This is a genomic window from Candidatus Planktophila vernalis, assembly GCF_002288185.1.
GTDB classification, from domain to species: domain Bacteria; phylum Actinomycetota; class Actinomycetes; order Nanopelagicales; family Nanopelagicaceae; genus Planktophila; species Planktophila vernalis.
Genome location: NZ_CP016776.1, coordinates 772,723 through 796,444, shown reverse-complemented (window position 1 = coordinate 796,444; position 23,722 = coordinate 772,723). Strand labels below are relative to the sequence as shown.

Sequence of the window (23,722 nt, the reverse complement as noted above, 5' to 3'; positions counted from 1 at the left end):
CATGAGAACTGCACGAGTCGAAAGAGCAACTAAAGAGTCACATGTTTTAGTTGAACTTAACCTAGATGGACAAGGCGTTATCGATGTTTCTACTGGTGTGCCGTTTTTTGACCACATGATGTCTCAGCTCGGTAAGCACTCAGGCTTTAATCTCACTATTAAGACAACGGGTGACGTTGAAGTCGATTCTCATCACAGTGTTGAAGACACATCACTGGCATTTGGCCAAGCCCTACGTGAAGCGTTGGGGGACAAAGCAGGCATTCGCCGCTTCGGTGATTCGATGGTTCCACTTGATGAAGTTTTAGTTCAAGCTGCAGTTGATCTCTCTGGCCGTCCATATTTAGTCCACCGTCAGCCAGAGATTGTTGAGCTCATTGGAACTTTTGATACAACACTTGGAAAACATATTTGGGAATCAATAGTTGCAGAAGCACATATTGCCCTGCATATCCGTGTGCTTGAAGGAAGAAATGCGCACCATGTTTTTGAAGCACAGTTCAAAGCTGTTGCACGTGCACTACGTGATGCAGTTTCACTCGATGGCAGAGTTGCAGGTATTCCTTCAACTAAAGGCTCTCTTTGATCGCAATTCTTGATTATGGTTCTGGCAACTTACGTTCGGCACAAAGAGCCTTTGCTACTTCTGGTGTTGATGTAGTTGTCACATCAGATCGCGCCACAGCACTTGAAGCCGATGGCTTAGTTGTTCCCGGCGTTGGAGCCTTTGCGGCATGTATGCAGGGGTTGAGATCTGTTGATGGCGAAGCAATCATTCGTGAGCGAATTGCGAAAGAACGACCTGTACTAGGAATTTGTATTGGTATGCAGATACTTTTTCAAGAGGGTAGCGAGCATGCTGAAAATACAAACCATAAAGGTGTTGGAGTTTGGGAAGGTGAAGTCTCGCGCCTGAAGGCACCAATACTTCCTCATATGGGTTGGAACAATATTGAAAGTGATCCGAACTCCACTTTGTTAAAAGGAGTTTCAGGCGAGTCATTCTATTTCGTGCACTCATATGCAGCCAAGAAAGCAGTCGGAAAGATGCAAGGGTGGAGCTTTCACGGTGAGAAGTTTTTGGCAGTGGTTGAAGATGGCTATGTTTCGGCAACGCAATTTCATCCAGAAAAGTCCGGAGATGCAGGGTTAGCTTTGATTAAGAATTGGGTGAGTGCACTATGAGTTACTTGGAGCTTCTGCCTGCAGTAGATGTTAAAGATGGGCGTGCAGTGCGCTTGGTGCAAGGCGAGCTTGCCCAAGAGAGTATTTATGGAGCACCGCTTGAAGTTGCACTTGAGTTTCAAGCAGCAGGAGCTGAGTGGTTACACCTTGTTGACCTTGATGCTGCTTTTGGCCGCGGAAGTAATGCTGAACTCTTGGCACAAGTTGTTGGCGCACTTGATATTAAAGTCGAACTATCTGGCGGCATTAGAGATGATGAATCGTTGCGCAGAGCATTAGCAACTGGTTGCACACGAGTAAACCTTGGAACAGCTGCCCTAGAAGATCCTGAATGGACTGCTCGAGTCATTGGTGAATTCGGCGATCGCATTGCTGTTGGACTTGATGTGCGCGGTCACGTGCTTTCTGCGCGAGGATGGACCAAAGAGGGTGGGGATCTCTTTGAAACTCTTTCACGATTAGATAAAGATGGTTGTGCTCGCTATGTAGTAACTGATGTGACAAAAGATGGCACGTTAGCTGGGCCTAATTTGGAACTTCTTAAATCTGTCTGTGCAGCAACATCTAAACCAGTTGTTGCTAGTGGTGGTATCTCTTCTTTGGCTGATATTCAAGCATTGTGTGATCTCAATTCAACAGGTGTTGAAGGTGCCATTGTTGGTAAGGCTTTATATGCCGGTGCTTTTACTTTGCAAGAAGCGCTGAAAGTTGCAGGACGATGACTCTTTCTGTTCGCATCATTCCTTGCTTGGATGTCACTAATGGTCGAGTTGTTAAGGGAGTTAACTTCACAAACCTTGTTGATGCTGGAGATCCAGTTGAGATGGCCGCTCTCTATGGGGCAGAAGGTGCTGACGAGTTAACTTTTCTTGATATCTCAGCAACCGTTGATGGACGAGAGACAACGTTAGATGTTGTTCGCCGCACAGCTGAACAAGTCTTTATTCCACTCACAGTTGGCGGGGGCATTAGAAATGTTTCTGATGTAGATCGCTTACTTCGAGCTGGAGCAGACAAGGTTTCAATTAACACTGCAGCAGTAGCTCGACCTGAATTAATCGCAGAGATTGCAGATCGATTTGGTTCACAAGTCCTTGTCCTTTCTGTCGATGCCCGCCGTGCACGTACCGAATCAGGTTTTGAAGTCACAACTCATGGCGGTCGAGAAGGAACAGATATTGATGCAATCGCCTGGATTGAAAAAGCTTGTGCATTGGGCGTCGGTGAAATTCTTCTGAACTCTATGGATGCCGACGGAACTCGTGCTGGTTATGACATTGGAATGATTACCGCAATGCGTTCAGTTTCAAAAGTGCCATTGATTGCCAGTGGAGGTGCTGGAACTTCGGCTGATTTCGCAGCAGCCCTAGATGCAGGGGCCGGTGCACTTCTTGCTGCAAGCGTGTTCCACTTTGGAATACACCGCATAGGTGATGTGAAGTCCTACCTAGGTTCGCACAATTATCCCGTGCGCGCCGTGGCAGCAAGGTAAGGCAGAATTACTCCATGAGCTCACTTGATCCAGCAGTTACAGCGTTGCTTAAAGATCCAACAACACTCATTCCTGCCGTGGTTCAAGACTCAACAACGAATGAAATTTTAATGCTGGCTTATATGAACTCAGAATCTCTTGCGCTGACTCTTAGTACAGCAAAGGCAACGTATTGGTCGCGCTCTCGAAACGAACTCTGGATTAAAGGTGCAACTTCTGGACACTTTCAAAAAGTAATCTCTGTCGCTTTGGATTGTGACGGAGATGCATTACTCATTCGAGTGGAGCAAACAGGTGTTGCTTGCCATACTGGTGAAAGAACCTGTTTCCACACCCCGTTAGCGCTGGGTAAGTAAGAATGAACCTAGAAGAATTTCGAGCTTACGCCAAGATTTCAAATGTAATTCCAGTTTCAAGGCGTCTGCTTGCAGATGGTGAAACACCGTTGGGTGTTTATAGAAAATTAGCTAAGAACGCTGCCAATACCTTTCTATTGGAATCTGCCGAACATGGTGGTGCTTGGTCACGGTATTCATTTATTGGCGTGCGAAGTGAAGCAACGCTGAGCGAAAAAGATGGAAAGGCATATTGGCAGGGCACGGCACCAGCTGGTGCACCAACTGGAATTGACCCACTTGAAGCGTTGCGTCTTTCTGCAGCACATTTGAAATCACCCACCCTTGCAGGACTTCCTCCACTAACTGGGGGACTAGTGGGCTTCATGGGCTATGACGTTGTCCGACGATTGGAAAAACTTCCTAGCCTTTCGAAAAAGGATCTACCACTTCCAGAGCTGAGTTTTATGTTGACAAGTGATTTGGCAGTTCTAGATCACAGTGATGGAACCATTACTTTAATTGCTAATGCCATTAACTGGGATGGAAGCGATGATCGTATCGATGAAGCATTCAATGCATGCAATGAGCGTTTAGATCGCATGCAAGCAGATTTGGCAGCACCCCTTGATGGTGAAATTGCACAGATTGATTCACATGCTTCACCAACTTTTGAAGCCAACATGAGCCCTGATGAGTTCAAGGCAAAGATTGCAATTGCAAAAGAGGAGATATTGGCCGGAGAGGCTTTCCAGATTGTTCTCTCTCAACGTTTTTCAATGCCATGTTCTGCCGATGCAATTGATGTTTATCGCATGCTGCGCCTTAATAACCCAAGTCCATATATGTATTTGTTCCGTTTCAATGAGGGAATCACAATTGTGGGTTCAAGCCCTGAAGCGTTGGTGAAAGTAAATGCGCGTGAAGTAATGATTCACCCCATCGCTGGAACGAGAAAGCGCTCATCATCTCCTGAGGAAGATCACCGCTTAGGTGAGGAACTTTTAGCAGATCCAAAAGAGCGAGCAGAGCATTTAATGTTGGTTGATTTAGGTCGAAACGATTTGGGGCGTGTGTGTGCTCCGGGTTCTGTGGAAGTTATTGATTTCATGCACATTGAACGCTATTCGCACGTCATGCATATTGTTTCAACTGTTACTGGCACTTTGGGCGAGAAATCAACTCCAGTAGATGCACTCTTTGCAGTCTTTCCTGCTGGCACATTATCTGGTGCACCAAAGCCTCGAGCGATGGAGATTATTGAAGAGCTCGAGCCAACTCGTCGCGGAGTCTATGGAGGCATTGTCGGTTATATAGATTTCACTGGAAATATTGACACATGCATTGCGATTAGAACTGCGTTAATTCATGATGGTGTTGCTTACGTGCAAGCAGGGGCCGGAATCGTTGCAGACTCTGATGCGGAGTCAGAGAATCAAGAGTGTAGAAATAAGGCAGCAGCTGTGTTGATGGCAGTGGATTCGGCAAATAGATTGCGAAAGAACTAATGGAACAATCAATTGCAATCGCCTTGAGCATTCTTGTTGTTTATTCCTTAGTGCTGCTTATTGGTAAGAAGTTCAAGCTTTCTTCACGCTATGAGAGAAAGCCTCGTGTGCTCAACACGTGGAGCGCACTTGATGAAGGCATTGACCCAACTGTGCAGGATAAAAAATGAGCGTCCTGGATTCGATTATTGAAGGCGTTCGGGAAGATTTAGCTGCTCGTAGAAAACCTTTAGCTCAACTGCAAGAGGCCATGGATAAAGCGGCACCGGTGCGCGATCCTTTAGAGAAGCTACTTCAAAATGAACTCTCAGTGATTGCTGAAGTTAAGCGCTCTTCGCCGAGCAAGGGAGCACTTGCGACAATTGCAGATCCTGCAAGTTTGGCTGAGCAGTATGAAAACGCTGGTGCCAGCGTAATTAGCGTGTTGACTGAAAGACGACGCTTTGGCGGTTCACTTGATGACTTAGATGCGGTCCGTTCGCGAGTGAATATTCCTATACTGCGTAAAGATTTTATGGTTGATGAATATCAATTCTTTGAAGCACGCGCCCATGGCGCAGATGTTGTGCTTCTTATTGTTGCTGCATTGAGTAAGTCACAACTCAACGATTTTCATCAATTAGCAGAGGGTTTGCATATGCGAGCACTTGTTGAAGTACATACACATGATGAAATGGAGAGAGCGTTAGAGATCTCACCGCGCATTGTTGGTGTTAACTCCCGTAACTTAAAGACCCTAGATGTTGATGCAAGTGCATTTGCGCAGCTTTTGCCTCTCATCCCAAAAGATGTGGTGCGCGTCGCAGAATCTGGAATCTCCAAGCGCTCTGAAGTCGAATTTGCACAAAACAATGGGGCGACGGCGATTCTGGTGGGTGAGGCATTGGTGCGCGCAGCCAATCCAGAGTTGGCGATGCGCGAACTTCTAGGCACGGATAGGATTAGTTCATGACAATCCAATTAGGTGATGTCCTTGGCCACTTTGGTCAATACGGTGGTCGCTTTGTGCCCGAAGCACTTATTGGAGCTCTTGATGAGCTAGAGGCAGCGCATAACGCGGCAAAAACTGATCCAGTTTTCCAAGCAGAGCTGGCCGAACTACATCGCACATACACAGGACGTCCAAGCATCATCACAGAAGCTAAGAGATTTTCTGAACACGCAGGTGGGGCAAGAATTCTGCTCAAGCGAGAAGATCTCAACCACACTGGTAGCCACAAGATTAATAACGTTTTAGGTCAAGCACTACTTACCAAGAAGATGGGTAAGAAGCGCATCATCGCTGAAACTGGCGCAGGACAACATGGCGTTGCATCAGCAACTGCTGCAGCGCTCATGGGACTTGAATGTGTTGTTTACATGGGCGAAGAAGACACACGCCGCCAAGCACTCAATGTTGCACGAATGAAGTTGTTAGGGGCTGAAGTTGTTCCAGTCACTTCAGGCTCTCGCACTCTTAAAGATGCTATTAACGAAGCAATGCGCGATTGGGTAACAAATGTTGCAACAACTCATTACATGTTGGGCACAGTTGCAGGACCGCATCCATTCCCAACAATGGTGCGCGATTTCCATAAAATTATCGGTGAAGAAGCCCGTGAACAAGTTCTAGCCTTGACCGGAAAATTACCTGATGCTGTTCTTGCATGCGTTGGGGGAGGATCTAATGCAATCGGAATTTTCCATGCATTCATCCCTGATGCGGGAGTACGTTTGATTGGTTTGGAAGCTGGCGGGGATGGAATTGAAACTGGTCGCCATGCAGCAACAATTAGCGGTGGTTCAGAGGGTGTATTGCACGGAACTCGCTCTTATGTTTTGCAAGATGAAAACGGACAGACGATTGAATCCCATTCAATCTCTGCCGGTTTAGATTATCCAGGTGTTGGTCCAGAGCACGCCTACCTACATGACATTGGTCGCGCCGAATATCGTGCAGTAAATGATGATGCAGCCATGGCTGCGTTCTCTCTCTTTTCTAGAACAGAGGGAATAATCCCAGCAATTGAAACTGCTCACGCTTTAGCTGGTGCGCTGGTACTAGGAAATGTGTTAGGTCCTGATGCGACTCTACTTATTAACCTTTCTGGACGTGGAGATAAAGATGTTCAGACTGCGGCAGATTATTTCGGTATTCCATTGTGAGCACAGCTTTAGATCTAGTTTTTGAAAGAACTCGTTCAGAAAATAGAGCTGCACTCATTGCATATATTCCAGCAGGTTTTCCTTCCAAATCAGGGTGCGAAAAAGCAATCAAAGCTCTGGCAGAGGCGGGCGTTGATGCAATTGAAATCGGTTATCCATACTCTGATCCGATTATGGATGGTCCAACAATTCAAGAGGCTGCAGAGATTTCCCTTAAAGGTGGGACAAATGCTGCAGATGTCTTTTCAGCTCTGAAGGTGGCAAGTGATACCGGTGTTGCATCGGTTGTTATGACGTATTGGAATCCTATTGAAAAATATGGTGTGAACGAGTTTGCACAGTCCATCGCAGATAACGGTGGCTCTGGGGTTATTACACCGGATCTAACAATTGAAGAATCCGCCCGTTGGTTAGAGGCCGTTGATAACTCTGGGATTAATCCAATTTATGTCGTTGCACCAAGTACTTCAGATGCTCGCTTGGCCAAAGTGACTGCTAAGACTGGCGGTTTTGTCTATGCCGCCTCTGTCATGGGAGTCACTGGAGCTAGAACCAATGTTTCAGTTGATGCAAGTGCGCTGGTTGCAAGAGTGAAGAACACAACAAAGCTTCCTGTTTCTGTTGGTTTAGGAGTTTCAACGCGTGAGCAGGCAAAGCAAGTTGCAGCCTATGCAGATGGCGTCATTGTTGGATCAGCTTTCATTAAACTGCTTTTAACTGCTAAATCAGAGCAAGAGGGATTAGATGCGATTTCAGCATTAGCAAAAGAGTTGGCGTTAGGAGTGCGAGAGGGTCGATGAGTAATTTGCATAAGAAGTATCAACCTTTTATTACTTTGATTTGTCGCCTTCTTCTAGGTGGAGTGCTGTTAGTAGCAGGAGGACTAAAAGCCTTCAAACCTTCTGAGTCAGCAGGTGCAGTTGCGGCTTATAAAATCTTGCCTACAAATCTTGCTCATCTGATTGGCTATGCATTGCCATGGTTAGAGATCGCAATCGGAATCCTGTTAATTATTGGCCTGTCCACTCGATTTGCTGCAGTTATCGGAACAGGCGTCATGATTATCTTTATCGCCGCAATTATCTCGGTGTGGGCCCGCGGCATCCTCATTGACTGTGGATGTTTTGGTGGGGGAGGCGAAGTTGACCCAAGTAAAGCTGCCGAGGCACATAGCGCCTATCTCAAGGAGATTCTGCGCGATTTAGGTTTGGCTTTGTGCGGTACCTATCTATACTTTTTCCCATACGGACGTTTGAGCATTGAAAAACCACTTCACAATAACGAGGAGCAGTAATGGCAAAGCAGTCGAAGGCAACTAAATCATCTGGCGGAGATAAATTCACACGATGGTTAGTTATCGGAATGGTCACCCTCGTTGTTGCATCAGGGGCTATCTTCAGCGTTGTTGGTGAGAAGTCTAAAGCCAATGAGTCATTTGCAATCTTGAGCGATTTTAAACCTGGCCCAACAGTTGTTTCAACTGTTGATGAAGCAAACGGTGCGGGAATTACATTTAACAACGGTGCAGCAAAGACTATTGATATTTGGGAAGATCCACAGTGCCCAGTCTGTAATACTTTTGAACAGGCCAACGGTGAGTTCATCGATGAATTAGTGCGCACCAAGAAAGCTAACGTTGTTTACCACGTTGTCTCTTTCCTTGGAAATGAATCTGTTGCCGCTGCTAATGCTGCTTATTGCGCAGCTGATGAAGGTCGTTATCTAGATTTCCATAAGGCTATGTATTTGGTGCAGCCAGTACTTGAAAACTCAGGCTTTTATTCAACAGAAAACTTAATCAAGATTGGTAGTTACGCGGGTCTTACAACGCAGAGCTTCAGTGATTGCGTGACCAAGGGTTCAAAGCTAGATAAGGTAAAAGCTGCCTATGAATCTATGACCAAATACAACGTTCAAGGAACTCCAACCGTGTTCTTTAACGGCAAAAAGTGGGAGCGCCAGAACAATGCATTCCTTCCAAGTGAGTTCGCAGCTGCGTTCGAAGCAAGCTAAGCCTTGATTCGCTCAATTCCATCACCAACAGTTTCATCGTTGGAGTTGGGCCCACTTACTTTTCATCTCTACGCCTTATGCATAATTGCTGGAATCGCAATAGCTATTTGGTTAGGAGATAAGCGCTTTCGTGCGCAAGCACCAGAAGCTAAATCTGTAGTTTCAGAAGTTGCAATCACGGCGGTTCCTGCAGGAATTATTGGTGGGCGTATTTATCACGTGATCACTTCTCCTAATGCTTACTTTGGTTCTGGAGGAAACCCAGTTGATGCTCTCAAAATCTGGGAGGGTGGCTTGGGTATTTGGGGCGCAATCTCTCTTGGCGCTGTGGGTGCTTGGCTTCGATATCGCCAATTAGCTAAGGGCATGGATTTGCCAAATTTTGCACATTTTTTGGATGCGCTGGCACCAGGGATTTTGTTTGCACAAGCTATAGGAAGATTTGGAAATTGGTTTAACGTCGAATTATTTGGCAAACCATTAAATGCACCTTGGGCCCTAGAAGTCCCCGTGCAATATCGACCTTCAGGCTATGCAGCATTTGAAACATTTCACCCGACTTTTCTCTATGAAGCATTGTGGTGTTCTGCTTTAGCGTTTGCTTTGATTAAATTTGGTAAGCACCTTGCACCCGGTCAGGTCTTCTCCATATATGTAATGGTGTATTCAATAGGACGCTTGGCAATTGAATCGATCCGAATTGATTCTGCTAACACAATTGCTGGATTTCGCGTCAATATTTGGGTGAGCGTGCTGGTTGCACTAGCTGGGGCATTGACACTTCGCGCACAATCACGCAAAGGGCAATAGCTTTCAGGTAGGCTCAGACCCATGGCACTAGAAGATGTATATCAGCGCAATCTTCACCACCGCACTCATCGTGCTGGTTGGTTGCGCGCTGCAGTTCTTGGTGCAAACGATGGATTGGTATCCACAGCATCTTTAATGATTGGTGTTGCAGCAGCAGGTAAAACTGATTTTCTACTAACAGCTGGTTTAGCCGGAATTTCAGCCGGTGCAATGTCTATGGCTGTTGGTGAATATGTTTCAGTGCGTTCTCAAAACGATGTTGAAGAATCAGATCGCCTGTTAGAAATCGAACACCTTGCTACAGATCCAGAAGGTGAACTTGTTGAACTACAACACATTTATATTGAGCGTGGTCTTTCACCGCAACTTGCTTTAACTGTTGCACAAGAGATGCATAAGAAAGATCCACTTGCTGCGCACTTGCGTGATGAGTTGGGTCAACATCCTCACACCAAGGCCCGACCTGTTCAGGCAGCAATAGCTTCGGCCTTAAGTTTTACAGCAGGAGGATTCATTCCCTTCCTCGGTGCTTTTGCACCGACCCTTGGCGCTAAGGCCTGGAGCATTGTTGCCTTCACGGTGATGGGCTTAGTTATCACGGGCATTCTTAGTGCAAGGACAGCAGGCTCAAAGGTGTTGGTACCAACCCTTCGAGTAATTATTGGAGGATGCCTGGGCATGCTCATCACCGCAGGTATTGGAAAGATTGCCCATATCTCTGGGATTTAACTGCTGTAGAAATCTGCTCAGTTGTTGATACTCTTTACCAGCACCACAGGGCCAAGGTTGTCCCTCACATCATTTTCGACAACAGGAGCTCTGACGCCGTGGCTTTGCCTTCCAATTACCCGCATGCACAAGGTCTCTATGACCCTGCGCAAGAACATGATGCCTGCGGTGTGGCAATGGTGGCAACGCTTAATAAAGTAGCAACACATGAAATTGTTGAAAAAGCACTCACCGCTCTTCGTAATTTAGAACACCGCGGTGCATCTGGAGCAGAACCAGATAGCGGTGATGGTGCAGGAATCCTTATTCGTATTCCAGATAAGTTTTATCAGGATGTAACTACTTTTGATTTACCAGCAGCTGGCTCCTATGCATCAGGAATTGCATTTGTTGAGCAGGGTGTTGATGTTAAAGCTGCGATAGAAAAGATTGCGGTAGAAGAAGGGTTAAAGATTTTAGGTTGGCGCGAGCTACCTATTAATTCGAGCTCACTTGGTAAAACTGCGCTTTCTGTTATGCCTAGTTTTCAGCAGATCTTCATTGCGGGTGTGAACGGGGAATCTGGGTTAGTTCTAGATCGTATGGCTTTTTGTTTGCGCAAACGCGCCGAACATGGATTGAAAGTCTATTTCCCTTCACTCTCATCCCAAACAATTGTTTATAAGGGCATGCTTACAACTGGACAGTTAGAAGAGTTTTTCCCTGATCTCTCTGATGAGCGTGTTATCTCACCGCTAGCACTCGTGCACTCGCGTTTTTCAACAAATACTTTTCCTTCTTGGCCACTTGCACACCCTTACCGCTTTATCGCTCACAACGGTGAAATTAACACTGTTAAGGGAAACCGAAACTGGATGCGTGCTCGTGAGTCTTTACTTGAAAGTGATTTAATTCCCGGAGATCTCAAGCGTTTGTTCCCAATCGTTGAAATGTCAGGTAGCGACTCTGCATCATTTGATGAAGTACTCGAGCTTTTGTATTTAGGTGGTCGCTCTTTGCCACATGCAGTGTTGATGATGATTCCTGAGGCGTGGGAAAATCATGAAACGATGCCGCAGAATCGTCGCGATTTCTATGCATTCCATGCATCACTGATGGAGCCATGGGATGGACCTGCATGTGTGACATTTACGGATGGTCATCAAGTTGGAGCAGTTCTTGATCGAAATGGTTTGCGTCCTTCTCGTTTTTGGGTAACTAAGGATGGGCTTGTAGTACTTGCATCTGAAGTTGGTGTGCTTGATATTCCTGCAGAAAACATTGCACGAAAGGGTCGTCTGCAGCCAGGCAAGATGTTCTTAGTAGATATCGAAGCTGGAAGAATTATTGAAGATGCTGAGATTAAAGATCAATTAGCTGATTCATCTCCCTATGGAGATTGGATTCATGCGGGAATGGTTAAGTTAAGTGACCTTCCCTCCCGCGAGCACATTATTTATCCTCACTCATCAGTATTACGCCGACAGCGTGCATTTGGTTATACCGAAGAAGAAGTTCGCATTCTTATTACGCCGATGGCAAAGAATGGATTAGAAGCTCTCGGTTCAATGGGAACAGATACTCCTATTGCAGCTCTCTCTGATAAGCCGCGATTAATCTTTGACTACTTCACTCAGCTTTTTGCCCAGGTTACTAATCCGCCGCTTGATGCAATTCGCGAAGAGTTAGTTACAAGCCTTGGAACGTCTATGGGTCCAGAACACAATTTGTTAGATCCAGGTCCAAGTAGCTGTCGCCAAATCTCTTTGGCTTTCCCAGTTATCGATAATGATGAGTTAGCAAAGATTATTCACGTTAACGCTGATGGAGATTACCCAGGCTTAGCCACACATGTGATTCGTGGTTTGTTCTTTGTTGCAGATGGTGGCGATTCACTTCGTGAGCGTTTGGAAGAGATTAAGGCAGAAGTTTCACAGGCAATTGCCGATGGAGCACACATCATTGTTCTCTCTGATCGTGATGCAGATGCTGAAGAAGCACCTATTCCATCCCTTCTCTTAACTTCTGCTGTTCACCACCATTTAATTCGAGAGAAGACTCGCACCAAAGTGGGACTTGTTGTTGAAGCTGGCGATGTGCGAGAAGTGCACCACGTTGCACTTTTAATTGGTTATGGCGCAGCGGCAGTTAATCCGTACTTGGCTATGGAAACTGCTGAAGATTTAGTTCTACAGGGTGTAATCACAGGAATTACACCTGAGAAGGCTGTTCGCAACTTAATTAAGTCTTTAGGTAAGGGCGTCCTCAAAGTTATGTCGAAGATGGGCATTAGCACCATTGCTTCTTACACCGGAGCCCAAGTTTTTGAAGCAATTGGCTTGAGCCAAGAGTTAGTAGATGAGTATTTTGTTGGCACAACATCTCGCCTTGGCGGAGTCAACTTAGATGTCATTGCCCAAGAGACAATTGCGCGCCATCACATTGCATATCCTCCAGGGGGAGCGATTCCTGGAACTAAGCGTTTACCCATTGGTGGGGAATACCAATGGCGCCGTGAAGGTGAGCCACATCTATTTGATCCAGAGACTGTCTTTACATTGCAGCATTCAACTCGCAATAAGCGCTATGACGTCTTCAAGCGCTATACCGACCGAGTCAATGATCAAAGCACGCGCTTAATGACTTTGCGCGGACTCTTTGGTTTCAATGAAGGCGTGCGTCCTGCCATTTCAATTGATGAAGTGGAATCAGCTTCAGAGATTATTAAGCGCTTCTCAACTGGAGCGATGTCATATGGCTCTGTTTCACAAGAAGTGCATGAGACTTTAGCGATTGCTATGAACCGCCTTGGTGGTAAATCAAATACGGGTGAAGGTGGAGAAGATCCAGAGCGTTACATCAAGATGGCTAATGGAGATTCAAAGCGCTCTGCCATCAAGCAAGTTGCATCAGGTCGCTTTGGTGTCACCAGTGATTACTTAGTTAATTCAGATGACATTCAAATCAAGATTGCGCAAGGTGCAAAGCCTGGTGAAGGCGGACAACTCCCAGGTAACAAGGTCTATCCATGGGTAGCAAAGGTTCGCTATTCAACCCCTGGTGTTGGCCTAATTTCACCACCTCCACACCACGATATTTACTCCATTGAAGATCTTGCACAACTCATTCACGATTTAAAGAACGCCAATAAGAATGCACGTGTTCACGTCAAGCTTGTGGCAGAAGTTGGCGTTGGAACTGTTGCAGCAGGCGTGAGTAAGGCACATGCCGATGTTGTTCTTATCTCCGGACATGATGGTGGAACCGGTGCTTCACCGCTTACATCACTTAAGCATGCGGGTGCTCCATGGGAACTTGGTTTGGCCGAGACTCAGCAGACACTCTTGCTCAATAATCTGCGCGATCGCATCGTTGTTCAAACCGATGGTCAGTTAAAGACTGGTCGCGATGTTGTTATTGCCGCACTCCTTGGAGCTGAAGAGTTTGGTTTTGCTACTGCGCCACTCGTTGTTTCTGGTTGCATCATGATGCGCGTGTGTCATCTGGATACATGCCCAGTTGGTGTTGCAACGCAGAACCCTGAACTGCGAAAGCGCTTCACAGGTAAGCCTGAATTCGTTGAGACATTCTTTGAATATATTGCCGAAGAAGTGCGAGAGATTTTGGCCAGCCTTGGCTTTAAGACTCTACTTGAAGCAGTCGGCCATGTTGAGTATCTAGATACCAAGCGTGCAGTTGATCACTGGAAGGCAAGTGGACTTGATCTTTCACCATTGCTCACACGACCAGATGTAATCAGCCCGCTCCACAACACATCAAAGCAAGATCATGGCCTAGATGCTGCACTTGATAATCAATTGATTTCTCTTTCACAGCCAGCGCTAGCGAAGAAGGAGTTAGTGCGCATTGATCTTCCTGTTCGAAATGTTAATAGAACCGTTGGAACAATGTTGGGTGCGCAAATCACCCGTAATCACGGGGGAGCAGGACTACCTGATGACACAATCGATGTGACTTTACATGGCTCAGCTGGTCAATCACTGGGTGCATTTATTCCACGTGGTTTAACAATTCGTCTTTACGGTGATTCCAATGACTACGTGGGTAAGGGAATTTCAGGCGGTCGCATCATTGTTCGACCTGATGAGAAATCTTCATTTAATTCAAATGAGAATGTTATTGCTGGAAATGTTATTGGCTACGGTGCAACATCTGGTCAGATCATGATTCGCGGAGTTGTTGGTGAGCGCTTCTGTGTTAGAAACTCAGGTGCCACAGCAATAGTTGAAGGAATTGGTGATCACGGTTGTGAATACATGACTGGTGGAAGCGTGGTTGTCCTTGGTCGCACAGGTCGTAATTTTGCAGCTGGTATGTCAGGTGGACGAGCTTTTGTTTTGGATCTAGATCCTGCAAATGTAAATGCAGAGATGGTTGATATTTTGGCAGTACCTGGCGATCAAAAAGAGATTCTTCGCGCACTTGTCTCTGACTTTGCCCAAGAGACAGGCTCTATTGTTGCAAGTGAATTAATCAAAGATTGGGATAGTGCAATTAAGCGAATCTCCCTTGTGATGCCACGTGATTACGCACGCGTGCTCGAAGCAATGGCCCGTGCAACACGTGAAGGTTTACCTGTAGATGCTTTGGTGATGGAGGTTGCTGCAAATGGCTGATCCAAAAGGCTTTATGACAACTGAGCGCCAGACTCCAACGCGACGTCCAGTTGATGTTCGCATTCAAGATTGGCGCGAAGTCTATGAACCACAAAGCTTTGAGCATCTACAAAAGCAAGCTGGTCGTTGCATGGATTGCGGAATTCCTTTCTGTCATTCAGGGTGCCCACTCGGAAACCTAATTCCTGAATGGAATGATTTGATTTGGCGCGGTGATAAAACCGAAGCCATTAACCGTTTGCATGCTACGAATAACTTTCCTGAATTCACTGGCCGTTTGTGCCCAGCACCATGTGAGACTGCATGTGTTGTTGCGATTAATCGCGAAGCTGTGACAATTAAGCAAGTAGAGCTGCGCACTATTGAAGAAGCATTTGATGCAGGTGATGTTAAGCCTTTGGCTCCAGATCGTATTTCAGGTAAAACTATTGCTGTTATTGGCTCTGGGCCTGCAGGTCTAGCTGCGGCCCAACAGCTCACACGTGCTGGTCATACTGTTGCTGTGTATGAGCGAGCAGACAAAATTGGCGGACTTCTTCGCTATGGAATTCCAGAGTTTAAGATGGAAAAACACATTCTTGATCGCCGTTTGTCTCAGATGGAAAAAGAAGGAACGCGTTTTCGTGCAGGCGTTGATGTCGGAGTGGAATTAACTGGCGCTGATCTTCGCAAGAAATACGATGCAATTGTTCTTGCAGTCGGTGCGACTAAATGGCGCGACCTACCAATTCCTGGCCGCGAATATAGAGGCATCTACCAAGCAATGGAGTTTTTGCCTTGGGGCAATAAGCAAGCTTTGGGTGAGATCGAAGTTTCACCAATTAATGTTGCAGGAAAACATGTCGTGATTTTAGGCGGCGGTGATACCGGTGCAGATTGCTTGGGAACATCTATTCGCCAAGGAGCTGCAAGTATTACTCAGCTTGAAATCATGCCTCGCCCAAGTGATGAGCGTCCAGGTTCACAGCCTTGGCCGACGTATCCAATGATTTATCGTGTTTCAAGTGCGCATGAAGAAAACGATAACCGTATGTTCTCAGTAAGTACTGAAGAGTTCTTAGGTGATGCTGATGGAAATCTACGTGCCATCCGTATCGTTGAGACAAAGTTTGAAAATGGAAAGTTTGAACCAGTTCCTGGGACTGCCAACGAGATTCCTGCAGATTTTGTATTCCTAGCAATGGGTTTTACCGGACCTGAACAATCTGATCTCATTTCACAGTTAGAAGTTAAGTTAGATGATCGTGGAAACATTGCACGCAATGCAGATTTTGAAACTAGTGAAGAAGGTATTTTCGTAGCAGGAGATGCAGGGCGCGGACAATCTTTAATTGTCTGGGCAATTGCAGAAGGTAGAAGTGCAGCAGCAGCCGTTGATAGATATCTCACTGGGGAGACTCAGCTTCCGTCACCGATAGAACCAACAACCCGTCAACTAATGGTTTAAGGTAGGAATATGCGTAGAGCAAAGATCGTGTGCACGATGGGTCCAGCAGTTGAATCTCCTGAAAAAGTTAAGGAGCTCATTGACGCTGGTATGAATATGGCACGGTTGAATCTCTCTCACGGCTCATATGAAGAGCACCAAGCACGCTTAGATTCTGTTCGCAACGCCGCAAAAGCTGCTGGTCGCCCAGTTGCCATTCTTGTTGATCTGCAAGGTCCAAAGATTCGTCTGGCTCGCTTTAAGGCAGGACCACATGATTTAGCACGTGGTGACATCTTCACAATCACAGTTGATGATGTTGAGGGAACTAAAGAGCGCGTTGGCACTACTTACAAAGGTTTACCAGGAGATTGCAAAACCGGAGATCGCATTCTCATTGATGATGGAAAAGTAACTGTCGAAGTTGTTGAAGTTAAGGGTAATGATGTTGTTACTAAGGTTATTGAACCTGGCGCAGTGAGTAACAACAAGGGCATTAACTTGCCAGGTGTTGCAGTCTCCGTCCCTGCGTTATCTGAAAAGGACATTGATGACCTTCGCTGGGGCTTGCGAGCAGGAGCTGATTTCATCGCACTCTCATTTGTTAGAAGCGCAGAAGATATTAAAGATGTTCATAAGATTATGGATGAAGAGGGAATTCGTGTTCCCGTAATTGCAAAGATTGAAAAGCCACAAGCCGTTGAAAACCTTGTTGAAATCGTTGATGCCTTTGATGGCATCATGGTTGCGCGTGGTGATCTTGGTGTGGAACTTCCAATTGAAGATGTGCCATTGGTGCAAAAGCAGTGCGTTGAGTTAGCCCGAGATATGGCTAAGCCAGTTATCGTTGCAACTCAAATGCTTGATTCCATGATTACCAACTCACGCCCAACTCGCGCAGAGGCAACAGATTGTGCAAATGCAGTGCTAGATGGCGCAGATGCCCTAATGCTCTCAGGTGAAACAAGTGTTGGAGAGTTTGCAATTGAAGCTGTCCAAACAATGGCACGCATCATTCAAAAGACTGAAGAAGGCGGCCTCGACCGTATTCGTCCAATAAAAACAGCCCCACGTACTAAGGGTGGGGCAATAACAAAGGCAGCAACTGAAGTTGGCGCTATTGTTGATGCAAAGTATTTAGTGGCCTTTACACAAAGTGGTGATTCAGCACGTCGTATGTCTCGTTTGCGCTCACCTATTCCAATTCTTGCCATGACGCCAGAGGTTGGCACATATAACCGCCTTGCACTTTCATGGGGAGTTGAATCAATGCTCACTCCTATCGTTGGTGCAACCGATGAAATGGTGAAATTGGTAGACACCGTCCTTATTGATTCAGCTCGCGCTCAATTAGGTGATCAAGTGATGATTGTTGCTGGTTCACCTCCTGGAATTCCAGGTTCAACGAACGCGATGCGCGTTCACCGCGTGGGAGATGCTGTTGGTGGGGTAGCTGCGGCTTACCGCTAAGATTGGCCCCGTTCGGATATCACGTAACGCCTCGGTACTCCAACGGTAGAGAGGGCAGTCTCAAACACTGCACAGTGTCGGTTCAAATCCGACTCGGGGCACATGACACAAAAGGTTCGCATCCTCGTAGCCGAAGATGAAGCGCTTATTCGCATGGACCTTGTTGAGATGTTACAAGGTGCTGGCTATGAAGTTGTGGCAGAGGCAACAAATGGCCAAGAAGCAATTGATCTAGCAAATGAACACAAACCAGATTTAGCAATTCTTGATGTGAAGATGCCGGTGCTAGATGGAATTTCTGCAGCTGAAAAAATTATTGATCTTGCACCTGTGTTGATGCTGACAGCTTTTTCACAAAAAGAATTAGTAGATAGAGCGCGCGATGCTGGAGTAATGGCATATGTTGTTAAGCCATTTACGATTGGGGATTTGATTCCTGCAATTGAAATCGCAATTAGTCGTCACACACAAATGCGCTCACTTGCTGCAGAAGTTGCAGATCTACATGATCGACTAGAGACACGAAAGATTATTGATAGGGCAAAAGGTATTTTGATGAAGGCGCTTAATCTTTCAGAGCCGGAAGCCTTCTCTTGGATTCAAAGGGCGGCCATGGACCGTCGATTAACGATGAAACAGGTCGCCGAGGCCGTCATCAGTCCGCAGGCCGTACCCGAGAGCTAGTTATCGCTCTCCTGCCTAAAACGTTACATAAATGCAACCAAAGCAGGGCTTTTCATGCTCAATCGGGCTTGTGAATAGGTCATCGCTGCCATTACCCTAACCACCTCCCTGTCCCGGGACACAAGAACAGGAAAGGCACTAAATGAACAAGAAGATCAAGGGTTCACTTGCCGTTGTTACTGCTGCAGCCGTTGCTTTTGGCTTGACTTCAGTACCAGCCGCTAGTGCAGCTGTTAAGACTTACACAATCGGTTACCAAGGCCCACTTTCAGGTGGAGAAGCATCAACAGGTATCGATGAGCAAAACGCAGTTAAGTATGCAATCAAACTATTCGAAGCAAAGAACAAAGGCTTCAAGATCAAGCTAGTTTCAATCGATGACCAGGGAGACCCAGCAGTAGCTGGAACAGTTGCTCCAGGTGTTGCTTCAAACAAGAACGTTCTTGGCGTTGTAGGACCTGCTTACTCAGGTGCAACAATTGCTTCACTTCCATATTACAAGTCAGTAAACATGGCGTTGATCTCACCATCAGCAACACGCGTGTCACTAACTGACCCAACATCTCCTGACTTTGGTGGACCAATTTTCCACCGCGTCGTAGGTAAAGATGACCTTCAGGGTCCAGCTTTGGCTAAGTACGCAACAGCAGGCGTTTCAGCTGCAAAGGTTTTCGTTTTCGATGACCAATCAGCATACGCAGTACCTCTTCGTGGCTTCGTTGAAGCTGGTTTGAAGAAGGTTGCTGGAGCAACAGTTGTAGGCGGAGACTCAGTTCCAAACACAACAACAGACTTCAGCCCAACAATTGCAAAGATCAAGACATCTGGCGCAACTGTTGTTATCTACACTGGTTACTACAGCCAAGCTGCTGTGTTCATCAAGCAGCTTCGTGACTCAGGTTCAAAGGCAGTATTTGCTGGCGGCGACGGAGTATTCAACCAGGAGTTCCCAAAGCTTGCAGGAGCTGCAGCTGAAGGTTCAAAGGTAACTGGCGTTGGCGGTCTTGCTGGCGTAGATGCAAAGATGGAAGCTGACTTCAAGAAGAAGATGGGCGTTTCATCAGGTGTTTACTCAGTTGAGTCATTCGATGCTGCAAACATCTTGCTTTCTGGCATCAAGGCTGGAAAGACAACTCGTACAGCAATGCTTGCTTATGTAAAGGCTTACAAGGGCAAGAGCATCTCTGGAAACACAATTAAGTTCGATGCAAATGGCGACATTTCATACGGACTATTTGCTGGTTTCACAACTAAGAACGGTGTTCTAGTTAACACAGGAATCATCAAGTAATTAACTAGGACTGACGCTTAACAAGTTGGTGGGTGTTTTGGAAATCTCTTGAAAAAGAGGCCAAGACACCCACCACTTGCGTAACATCTACCTTTATACTCGCGCAGAGGTATTAGCGAAGGAGAACAATGTTTGCAGTACTAATTGATCAGTTCTGGTCGCTGACAATTGCAGGAATCGCCCTTGGATTTATCTACGTTTTGATCTCCCTCGGCTACACCATGGTTTATGGAGTGCTACGCATGATTAACTTTGCGAACTCCGAAATCTTTATGTGGGGAACGTTCGGAACTGTAATTACCTCACGCGATATTTTTCATTACACACAAACTTCAGAACCAGCAACGGGTGGAAAGCTTGCCCTGGTATTGGTCACAAGCTTGTTCATGTCAATGTTGGTTGCTGGCCTTACGGCTGTCTTTGTTGAGTTCGTCGCATACCGTCGCCTTCGCATGAAGGGCACTAACCGACTTGCAACTCTGATTTCTGCAATTGGTATCTCCATTGCACTTCAAGAAGTAATGCGTCTTTTAACAGATTCACGACCAGTGGGATCTCCACGCGTTCTTGAAAAGATTATTTTGACTGAAGTTTGGGGCGCAAACGTCCGCCTCGACACAGTAATTACAATTATTGCAGCAGCGTTGATCTTCTTTGTATTAGAGCGCTTCATTAAACTCTCACGCATGGGTAAGGCAATTCGCGCCGTTTCCATGAATGAAGATGCAGCAAAATTGATGGGTGTGAACCTCAACCGTGTTATCACCACAACGTTTCTTGTTGGTGGACTTGCAACAGGTGCAGCTGGTTTCTTCTACATCACAGTATTTGAATACACCAAATTTAATATTGGTTTCACAATGGGTATGGCTGCATTTACCGCAGCCGTTCTAGGTGGAATTGGAAATATCCGAGGCGCTTTCTATGGCGGCCTCAGCCTTGGATTACTCGAGGTGTATGCCTCAGCTGTCCTTGGAACGCAGTGGAAGGCAGTAACTGTCTTCATCGTCTTGGTTCTTGTTCTCCTCTTCAAGCCAAATGGTTTATTTGGCGAAGCCGTCCAGACAACGAGGGCATAACTCATGAAAATTAGAAACTATTGGAACCTTCGCGACTGGGGCGCAGATATCTGGGAGCGAGCTAATCGCCCTAAGCGTGTTGCAATTGCAGTTACTTCAATTATTCTCGTTGGACTCCTTCCATTTGCTGGAGCCTCATTCTTAGCAACACCAATTGCTGCATACGATGCTGTTCTGGTTTATCCAGTGGGAATTTTCGTGCTGATGGCACTTGGTTTAAATATCGTGGTCGGTAAGTCAGGAATGCTCGATCTTGGATATGTGGCTTTCTTTGCTATCGGTGCTTACACAATGGCGATTATGGGAACCACAACAGGCCTTAACACCTGGGAGATCATGCCATTTGGTATTGGCTTTGCAATGTTGGCCGGTGTGATTCTGGGTCTTCCAACACTTCGCTTGCGCGGTGACTACCTTGCCATTGTTACTTTAGGTTTTGGTGAAATTGTTCGTCTGGTTCTCCTTAACTCCTCTTGGAGTAAGGGCCCAAATGGAATTGCAAACGTTCCAATGCCTCCAGATATTGGACCATTGGAGTTTAAGTTAGATGATCAAAAAGTCTTTTTCTGGGTGGTAATCCTCATGATCCTGCTAACTATCTGGATGATTCGTCGCCTGAGTGTGCGCCGTCCAGGTCGTGCTTGGGAAGCTATTCGTCAAGACGAAGATGCTGCCGAGCTCATGGGCATTGCAACACTTAAGTACAAGATTTGGTCATTTACATTAGGCGCAGCCGTTGGAGGCGCAGCCGGTGTTCTTTATGCCTCTAAGAACTTGTTCATTGCACCTGAGATGTTCACGCTCAATGTTTCTATATTGATTCTCTCCTGCGTGGTATTTGGTGGAATTGGAAACATCTGGGGCGTAATTGTGGGTGCAACAATCCTTGGTTACCTTCCAGATCGCATCCGTTTCATCTCTGATGCACGTCTTTTGGTATTCGGATTAGTTCTCGTCGTTGTAATGAACTTCCGCCCAGATGGATTGCTACCTCGTAAAAAGCGCGAAAAAGCAATTGTTAAGAAAGGGGTGAATGCATAATGTCAGAGGTACTTCTTTCACTTGAAAACGTCACCATGAAATTTGGTGGCGTCACAGCACTTGGTGCGGTAAACCTTGAAGTCAAAAAAGGTGAAATCCTTGCTTTGATCGGCCCTAACGGTGCTGGCAAGACAACAGTGTTTAACGTTGTTACTGGCGTTTACACACCAACAAGTGGCACTATCACTTTTGCTGGAACAAAAATCAATAAACAAAAGCGCTTTCAGATTACCGGGATGGGAATTGCCCGTACTTTCCAGAACATTCGTCTATGGGGAGACATGACTACCCTTGAAAACGTAATCACGGCAACAGATGTCCACAAGAAGAGTGGGCTAATGGGAGCTCTATTTGGTACCCCACGTGCTCGCCGTGAAGAGCGCGAGAACCGTGAACGTGCTCATGAGATCTTGAAGTTCATTGGAATTGATGAGTATTCAGATCGCTTGGCAAAGAACCTTCCTTATGGTGTTCAGCGCCGTCTTGAAATCGCACGTGCGATGGGAACAAGTCCACAACTGCTTCTTCTAGATGAACCAGCTGCTGGTTTTAACCCAGCTGAAAAGGTTGAACTTGCCGCCTTGATTAAGCGCATCCGTGATGCTGGTTATACCGTTCTTCTTATCGAACACGATATGTCATTGATTATGGGAATCTCAGACCGCGTTGCTGTTCTAGATTTCGGTGTCAAAATCGCTGATGACCTACCAAGTAAAGTTCAAAATGATCCAAAGGTTATTGAGGCCTATTTAGGAGTGCCAGCTGATGCGTCTTGAAATTAAAGATCTACACGTTCACTACGGCAAGATCGAAGCAATTAAGGGCATCTCTGTAGTCGTTGACGAAGGTGAAATTGTTACTCTGATCGGTGCTAACGGCGCCGGTAAGACAACAACGCTTAAGACAATCTCAGGTCTTCGCAAAGCTTCATCTGGCTCCATCATTTTTGATGGTCAGGATATTTCAAATGTTCCAGCTCACGAGCGCGTGGATCTTGGAATTTCACAGGCACCTGAAGGCCGCGGAATCTTTCCTGGTATGACAGTTCTTGAGAATCTAGAAATGGGTAAGTTCCACCGCAAGAATCGCAAAGCTGAGATGAGTGAAGACCTCGATAAGATCTATACACTCTTCCCACGTTTGAAAGAGCGCGTTTCACAAGCTGGCGGAACGCTATCTGGCGGAGAACAGCAGATGTTGGCTATTGGCCGTGCACTGATGTCTCGTCCAAAGGTTCTACTTCTAGATGAACCATCAATGGGTCTTGCACCTCAGATGATTGCCAATATTTTCCGCATCATTACTGAAATTAATAAGACTGGTGTGACAATCTTGCTCGTTGAGCAAAATGCACAGCAAGCGTTACAACGTGCACACCGTGCTTATATTTTGGAGACAGGAAATGTAGTGAAAGAGGCTAAGGCTTCAGATCTACTTAATGATCCTGCAGTGCGTGAGGCATACCTTGGCACTGGAGCCCATTCTTAACGCTCTGCCAGGATTAAACAGGTAATTCGAGCTGTACAAGTTCGTTCGCCTGCTTCGTTTTTAATAACGATTTCCCAACTGCATAAAGTCTTACCCAGTGAAATCGCTGTTGCTACGCCGGTTACTAATCCAGTTGTTGCAGATTTGTGGTGAGTTGCATTGATGTCCACACCGACTATCTTGCGATGAGGACCGGCGTGAAGCGAAGTACCGATTGAGCCGAGACTTTCAGCCAAAACAACATTTGCTCCGCCATGTAATAGGCCCATGGGTTGGGTATTTCCTTCAACAGGCATTGTGCCAACGATGCGGCCTTGCTCGGCTTCAAGAATCTTGATGCCCATCTTTTGATCTAGTGCGCCGCTACCGCGTTCTTTGTAAAACTCTACAAACTCTTCGTTGATCATGAG

24 protein-coding genes and 1 tRNA gene are annotated in these 23,722 nt (G+C 46.2%); 24 read left to right on the top strand and 1 reads right to left on the bottom strand.

Annotated features, from left to right (window positions below; genetic code table 11):
* Position 1 precedes the first annotated feature (1 nt).
* The 24 genes from hisB to A7sIIA15_RS04080 all read left to right on the top strand — a co-directional run bounded on the left by hisB (position 2) and on the right by A7sIIA15_RS04080 (position 23,312).
* A complete protein-coding gene (hisB, locus tag A7sIIA15_RS04190; RefSeq protein ID WP_095685924.1) occupies positions 2–586 on the top strand; it encodes an imidazoleglycerol-phosphate dehydratase HisB in 585 nt (194 codons plus the stop codon).
* A complete protein-coding gene (gene hisH / locus A7sIIA15_RS04185) occupies positions 583–1,185 on the top strand; it encodes an imidazole glycerol phosphate synthase subunit HisH (RefSeq protein WP_095685923.1) in 603 nt (200 codons plus the stop codon). Before hisB ends, hisH begins: the two co-directional genes overlap by 4 nt.
* A complete protein-coding gene (priA, locus tag A7sIIA15_RS04180; RefSeq protein WP_095685922.1) occupies positions 1,182–1,907 on the top strand; it encodes a bifunctional 1-(5-phosphoribosyl)-5-((5-phosphoribosylamino)methylideneamino)imidazole-4-carboxamide isomerase/phosphoribosylanthranilate isomerase PriA in 726 nt (241 codons plus the stop codon). Before hisH ends, priA begins: the two co-directional genes overlap by 4 nt.
* Positions 1,904–2,677, top strand: coding sequence for an imidazole glycerol phosphate synthase subunit HisF (gene hisF / locus A7sIIA15_RS04175; protein WP_095685921.1), 774 nt, complete (start codon positions 1,904–1,906; stop codon positions 2,675–2,677). The genes priA and hisF overlap by 4 nt, the downstream gene beginning before the upstream one ends.
* Before the next feature lie 14 nt (positions 2,678–2,691).
* Complete coding sequence (hisI, locus tag A7sIIA15_RS04170) at positions 2,692–3,033, top strand: phosphoribosyl-AMP cyclohydrolase (protein WP_095685920.1); 342 nt, start codon at positions 2,692–2,694, stop codon at positions 3,031–3,033.
* A 2-nt stretch (positions 3,034–3,035) separates the two neighbouring features.
* Positions 3,036–4,520, top strand: coding sequence for an anthranilate synthase component I (locus A7sIIA15_RS04165; RefSeq protein WP_095685919.1), 1,485 nt, complete (start codon positions 3,036–3,038; stop codon positions 4,518–4,520).
* Complete coding sequence (locus tag A7sIIA15_RS07080) at positions 4,520–4,690, top strand: hypothetical protein (protein WP_190279110.1); 171 nt, start codon at positions 4,520–4,522, stop codon at positions 4,688–4,690. Before A7sIIA15_RS04165 ends, A7sIIA15_RS07080 begins: the two co-directional genes overlap by 1 nt.
* Positions 4,687–5,472: an indole-3-glycerol phosphate synthase TrpC gene (trpC, locus tag A7sIIA15_RS04160; protein WP_095685918.1), complete on the top strand. Its 786-nt coding sequence runs from the start codon at positions 4,687–4,689 to the stop codon at positions 5,470–5,472. The genes A7sIIA15_RS07080 and trpC overlap by 4 nt, the downstream gene beginning before the upstream one ends.
* Positions 5,469–6,665, top strand: coding sequence for a tryptophan synthase subunit beta (trpB, locus tag A7sIIA15_RS04155; protein ID WP_095685917.1), 1,197 nt, complete (start codon positions 5,469–5,471; stop codon positions 6,663–6,665). Before trpC ends, trpB begins: the two co-directional genes overlap by 4 nt.
* On the top strand, positions 6,662–7,465 hold the full coding sequence (trpA, locus tag A7sIIA15_RS04150) for a tryptophan synthase subunit alpha (RefSeq protein ID WP_095685916.1): 804 nt from the start codon (positions 6,662–6,664) through the stop codon (positions 7,463–7,465). Before trpB ends, trpA begins: the two co-directional genes overlap by 4 nt.
* A complete protein-coding gene (locus A7sIIA15_RS04145; RefSeq protein ID WP_095685915.1) occupies positions 7,462–7,959 on the top strand; it encodes a MauE/DoxX family redox-associated membrane protein in 498 nt (165 codons plus the stop codon). Before trpA ends, A7sIIA15_RS04145 begins: the two co-directional genes overlap by 4 nt.
* The gene (locus tag A7sIIA15_RS04140; RefSeq protein WP_095685914.1) at positions 7,959–8,678 is read left to right on the top strand and encodes a DsbA family protein; all 720 of its coding nucleotides are present in this window, start codon (positions 7,959–7,961) and stop codon (positions 8,676–8,678) included. The genes A7sIIA15_RS04145 and A7sIIA15_RS04140 overlap by 1 nt, the downstream gene beginning before the upstream one ends.
* Positions 8,679–8,681: 3 nt before the next feature.
* Positions 8,682–9,488: a prolipoprotein diacylglyceryl transferase gene (gene lgt / locus A7sIIA15_RS04135; protein WP_095685913.1), complete on the top strand. Its 807-nt coding sequence runs from the start codon at positions 8,682–8,684 to the stop codon at positions 9,486–9,488.
* 21 nt (positions 9,489–9,509) lie between these two features.
* Positions 9,510–10,217 carry a VIT1/CCC1 transporter family protein gene (locus tag A7sIIA15_RS04130; protein WP_095685912.1) on the top strand — a complete coding sequence of 236 codons (708 nt, stop codon included), beginning with the start codon at positions 9,510–9,512 and terminating at the stop codon, positions 10,215–10,217.
* A complete protein-coding gene (gltB, locus tag A7sIIA15_RS04125) occupies positions 10,157–14,833 on the top strand; it encodes a glutamate synthase large subunit (protein WP_223298225.1) in 4,677 nt (1,558 codons plus the stop codon). The genes A7sIIA15_RS04130 and gltB overlap by 61 nt, the downstream gene beginning before the upstream one ends.
* Positions 14,826–16,280: a glutamate synthase subunit beta gene (locus A7sIIA15_RS04120; RefSeq protein WP_095685911.1), complete on the top strand. Its 1,455-nt coding sequence runs from the start codon at positions 14,826–14,828 to the stop codon at positions 16,278–16,280. The genes gltB and A7sIIA15_RS04120 overlap by 8 nt, the downstream gene beginning before the upstream one ends.
* A 9-nt stretch (positions 16,281–16,289) precedes the next feature.
* Positions 16,290–17,729, top strand: a complete 1,440-nt coding sequence (gene pyk / locus A7sIIA15_RS04115; protein ID WP_095685910.1) for a pyruvate kinase — start codon at positions 16,290–16,292, stop codon at positions 17,727–17,729.
* A gap of 28 nt (positions 17,730–17,757) precedes the next feature.
* Positions 17,758–17,830: transfer RNA gene (locus A7sIIA15_RS04110), tRNA-Leu, on the top strand.
* A gap of 1 nt (position 17,831) precedes the next feature.
* Positions 17,832–18,413 carry an ANTAR domain-containing response regulator gene (locus tag A7sIIA15_RS04105; RefSeq protein WP_018226081.1) on the top strand — a complete coding sequence of 194 codons (582 nt, stop codon included), beginning with the start codon at positions 17,832–17,834 and terminating at the stop codon, positions 18,411–18,413.
* Between the two features lie 142 nt (positions 18,414–18,555).
* Positions 18,556–19,704: a branched-chain amino acid ABC transporter substrate-binding protein gene (locus tag A7sIIA15_RS04100; protein ID WP_095685909.1), complete on the top strand. Its 1,149-nt coding sequence runs from the start codon at positions 18,556–18,558 to the stop codon at positions 19,702–19,704.
* Positions 19,705–19,832: 128 nt separating this feature from the next.
* Entirely contained in the window at positions 19,833–20,783 is a 951-nt protein-coding gene (locus tag A7sIIA15_RS04095) for a branched-chain amino acid ABC transporter permease (protein ID WP_095685908.1), read from the top strand.
* A gap of 3 nt (positions 20,784–20,786) precedes the next feature.
* Entirely contained in the window at positions 20,787–21,824 is a 1,038-nt protein-coding gene (locus A7sIIA15_RS04090; protein ID WP_095685907.1) for a branched-chain amino acid ABC transporter permease, read from the top strand.
* Positions 21,824–22,600 carry an ABC transporter ATP-binding protein gene (locus A7sIIA15_RS04085; protein ID WP_095685906.1) on the top strand — a complete coding sequence of 259 codons (777 nt, stop codon included), beginning with the start codon at positions 21,824–21,826 and terminating at the stop codon, positions 22,598–22,600. Before A7sIIA15_RS04090 ends, A7sIIA15_RS04085 begins: the two co-directional genes overlap by 1 nt.
* Positions 22,590–23,312 carry an ABC transporter ATP-binding protein gene (locus A7sIIA15_RS04080; protein ID WP_095685905.1) on the top strand — a complete coding sequence of 241 codons (723 nt, stop codon included), beginning with the start codon at positions 22,590–22,592 and terminating at the stop codon, positions 23,310–23,312. The genes A7sIIA15_RS04085 and A7sIIA15_RS04080 overlap by 11 nt, the downstream gene beginning before the upstream one ends.
* On the opposite strand, the gene A7sIIA15_RS04075 is transcribed toward A7sIIA15_RS04080, so the two are convergent.
* Entirely contained in the window at positions 23,309–23,719 is a 411-nt protein-coding gene (locus A7sIIA15_RS04075; RefSeq protein WP_095685904.1) for a PaaI family thioesterase, read from the bottom strand. The genes A7sIIA15_RS04080 and A7sIIA15_RS04075 overlap by 4 nt on opposite strands.
* Between the last annotated feature and the right edge of the window lie 3 nt (positions 23,720–23,722).

Excerpts from the sequence above, each read along its gene's own strand:
- A7sIIA15_RS04085 (WP_095685906.1), top strand. The coding sequence starts at position 21,824 with ATGTCAGAGGTACTTCTTTCACTTGAAAACGTCACCATGAAATTTGGT.
- A7sIIA15_RS04100 (WP_095685909.1), top strand. The coding sequence starts at position 18,556 with ATGAACAAGAAGATCAAGGGTTCACTTGCCGTTGTTACTGCTGCAGCC.
- priA (WP_095685922.1), top strand. The coding sequence starts at position 1,182 with ATGAGTTACTTGGAGCTTCTGCCTGCAGTAGATGTTAAAGATGGGCGT.
- A7sIIA15_RS04105 (WP_018226081.1), top strand. The coding sequence starts at position 17,832 with ATGACACAAAAGGTTCGCATCCTCGTAGCCGAAGATGAAGCGCTTATT.
- trpC (WP_095685918.1), top strand. The coding sequence starts at position 4,687 with ATGAGCGTCCTGGATTCGATTATTGAAGGCGTTCGGGAAGATTTAGCT.
- A7sIIA15_RS04145 (WP_095685915.1), top strand. The coding sequence starts at position 7,462 with ATGAGTAATTTGCATAAGAAGTATCAACCTTTTATTACTTTGATTTGT.
- trpB (WP_095685917.1), top strand. The coding sequence starts at position 5,469 with ATGACAATCCAATTAGGTGATGTCCTTGGCCACTTTGGTCAATACGGT.
- hisF (WP_095685921.1), top strand. The coding sequence starts at position 1,904 with ATGACTCTTTCTGTTCGCATCATTCCTTGCTTGGATGTCACTAATGGT.
- pyk (WP_095685910.1), top strand. The coding sequence starts at position 16,290 with ATGCGTAGAGCAAAGATCGTGTGCACGATGGGTCCAGCAGTTGAATCT.
- gltB (WP_223298225.1), top strand. The coding sequence starts at position 10,157 with ATGCCTGGGCATGCTCATCACCGCAGGTATTGGAAAGATTGCCCATAT.
- A7sIIA15_RS04095 (WP_095685908.1), top strand. The coding sequence starts at position 19,833 with ATGTTTGCAGTACTAATTGATCAGTTCTGGTCGCTGACAATTGCAGGA.
- A7sIIA15_RS07080 (WP_190279110.1), top strand. The coding sequence starts at position 4,520 with ATGGAACAATCAATTGCAATCGCCTTGAGCATTCTTGTTGTTTATTCC.
- A7sIIA15_RS04140 (WP_095685914.1), top strand. The coding sequence starts at position 7,959 with ATGGCAAAGCAGTCGAAGGCAACTAAATCATCTGGCGGAGATAAATTC.
- A7sIIA15_RS04120 (WP_095685911.1), top strand. The coding sequence starts at position 14,826 with ATGGCTGATCCAAAAGGCTTTATGACAACTGAGCGCCAGACTCCAACG.
- hisI (WP_095685920.1), top strand. The coding sequence starts at position 2,692 with ATGAGCTCACTTGATCCAGCAGTTACAGCGTTGCTTAAAGATCCAACA.
- A7sIIA15_RS04130 (WP_095685912.1), top strand. The coding sequence starts at position 9,510 with ATGGCACTAGAAGATGTATATCAGCGCAATCTTCACCACCGCACTCAT.
- A7sIIA15_RS04075 (WP_095685904.1), bottom strand. The coding sequence starts at position 23,719 with ATGATCAACGAAGAGTTTGTAGAGTTTTACAAAGAACGCGGTAGCGGC.
- A7sIIA15_RS04165 (WP_095685919.1), top strand. The coding sequence starts at position 3,036 with ATGAACCTAGAAGAATTTCGAGCTTACGCCAAGATTTCAAATGTAATT.
- A7sIIA15_RS04090 (WP_095685907.1), top strand. The coding sequence starts at position 20,787 with ATGAAAATTAGAAACTATTGGAACCTTCGCGACTGGGGCGCAGATATC.
- A7sIIA15_RS04080 (WP_095685905.1), top strand. The coding sequence starts at position 22,590 with ATGCGTCTTGAAATTAAAGATCTACACGTTCACTACGGCAAGATCGAA.
- hisB (WP_095685924.1), top strand. The coding sequence starts at position 2 with ATGAGAACTGCACGAGTCGAAAGAGCAACTAAAGAGTCACATGTTTTA.